Origin of the sequence: Serratia sp. CY44782, from assembly GCF_052168715.1 — a bacterium.
In the GTDB taxonomy this organism is placed as follows: Bacteria; Pseudomonadota; Gammaproteobacteria; order Enterobacterales; family Enterobacteriaceae; genus Serratia; species Serratia nevei.
The window spans coordinates 1-1,018 of record NZ_JBJNME010000033.1 but is presented as its reverse complement, the minus strand read 5'-3'; the positions used below and the strand labels follow the sequence as shown (position 1 = coordinate 1,018).

The 1,018-nt window shown below is 64.4% G+C and carries 1 pseudogene; it reads left to right on the top strand.

The features are described 5' to 3' along the window. Positions 1–1,018: pseudogene (locus ACJ8HT_RS24100) on the top strand (transketolase); the annotation flags it as partial.

Below are 1,018 nucleotides of genomic sequence, written 5' to 3'. Positions count from 1 at the left end.
TCTCGTAAAGAGCTTGCCAACGCCATCCGCGCACTCAGCATGGACGCCGTACAAAAAGCAAATTCCGGCCACCCGGGTGCCCCTATGGGCATGGCGGACATCGCCGAAGTCCTGTGGCGTGACTACCTCAACCACAACCCGACTAACCCGCACTGGGCTGACCGCGACCGTTTCGTGCTCTCCAACGGCCACGGCTCCATGTTGATTTACAGCCTCCTGCACCTCACCGGCTATGACCTGCCGATGCGCGAGCTGGAAAACTTCCGTCAGCTGCACTCCAAAACCCCAGGGCACCCGGAGTACGGCTACACCCCAGGCGTTGAAACCACCACCGGCCCGCTGGGCCAGGGCATCGCCAACGCCGTCGGCTTCGCCATCGCCGAACGCACCCTGGCGGCGCAGTTCAACCGCCCGGGCCACGACATCGTCGACCACCACACCTACGCCTTCATGGGCGACGGCTGCATGATGGAAGGCATCTCGCACGAAGTCTGCTCTCTGGCCGGCACCCTCAAGCTCGGCAAGCTGACCGCTTTCTACGATGACAACGGCATCTCCATCGACGGCCACGTCGACGGCTGGTTCACCGACGACACCGCCCTGCGTTTCGAAGCCTACGGCTGGCACGTGGTGCGCAACGTCGACGGCCACAACCCGGACGCCATCAAGGCTGCGATTGAAGAAGCCCGCAAGGTGACCGACAAGCCGTCGCTGCTGATGTGCAAGACCGTTATCGGCTTCGGTTCGCCGAACAAGGCCGGCACCCATGACGTGCACGGCGCCGCGCTGGGCGCAGCCGAAGTGGCCGCCACCCGCGAAGCGCTGGGCTGGAAATACGCCGCCTTTGAAATCCCGCAGGACATCTACGCCCAGTGGGACGCCAAGGAAGCCGGTCAGGCCAAAGAAGCGGCCTGGAACGACAAGTTCGCCGCCTACGCCAAGGCCTTCCCGGAGCAGGCTGCCGAGTTCAAGCGCCGCATGAACGGCGAGCTGCCGGCCGACTGGAAAGCCGACGCCA